Annotated in this window: 1 protein-coding gene; it reads right to left on the minus strand. The window is 69.7% G+C overall.

Features of this window, described 5'->3' with window-relative positions; genetic code table 11:
• Positions 1–1,103, minus strand: a 1,103-nt coding sequence (locus ACZY0B_RS27620; RefSeq protein WP_463767401.1) for a [protein-PII] uridylyltransferase family protein, incomplete at both ends; no start/stop codon positions are given.

Consider the following 1,103-nt stretch of genomic DNA (forward strand, 5'->3'; position numbering starts at 1 on the left):
GCCGTCAGCCACGCGAGACGCAGCAGCTCCACCTCGTCCGCGGGGACTAGCCCCGTCTCGGCGATCACGTCGAGCGATTGCAGCGTGGACGTATTGTGCAGCGCCGGGATCTCGTGCGCGTGCTGCAGTTGCAGCAGCTGTACCGTCCATTCGATGTCGGCCAAGCCCCCACGACCCAGCTTGGTGTGGGTGTTGGGGTCGGCGCCGCGAGGCAACCGTTCGGATTCCACCCGGGCCTTCATGCGGCGAATCTCGTGCACCGCCTCGGCGGATACCCCGTCGGCTGGATACCGCGTCTTGTCGGCCATCAGCAAGAACCGCTGACCCAGTTCCTGGTCACCGGCGACGGCGTGGGCCCGCAGCAGCGCTTGGATCTCCCACGGCTGTGCCCACTGGGCGTAGTAAGCGGCATAGGAGCCCAGGGTGCGGACCAGTGCGCCGCTGCGACCCTCCGGCCGCAGGTTGGCGTCGACCTCCAAAGGCGGGTCGACGCTGGGCGTGCCCAGCAGGGTGCGCACCTGCTCGGCGATCGTTGTCGCCCATTTGACCGCGGCCGAATCCTCGACGCCAGCGGCCGATTCGCAGACGAACATCACGTCGGCATCGGATCCGTAGCCCAGTTCGGCACCACCCAGCCTGCCCATGCCGATGACCGCGATGGCCGCAGGCGCGTGGCCGTCTGGAGGGAGGTTGGCCCGGATGAGCGTGTCCAGCGCGGACTGCAGCACAGCCACCCACACCGACGTGAGCGCGCTGCACACGTCCCGTACGTCGAGCATGCCGAGCAGATCCGCGGAACCGATGCGGGCCAACTCGCGGCGGCGCAGCGTGCGGGCGCCGGCGATGGCCCGCACCGGGTCGGAATGACGGGCCGCCGAGGCGATCAGCGCGCGGGCCACCACGGCGGGCTGGGTCTCGAGCAGTTTCGGGCCGGCCGGACCGTCCCCGTAAGCCTGAATCACCGTGGGGGCGCGCATCAATAGGTCCGGAACGTAGGCGGAAGTCCCCAGCACGTGCATCAGCCGCCTGGCCACCGCCGGCTTGTCGCGCAGCGTGGACAGGTACCAGGTTTCCGAGGCCAGCGCCTCGGACAGCCGCCGGTA

Source organism: Mycobacterium sp. IDUB_19 (assembly GCF_055419445.1).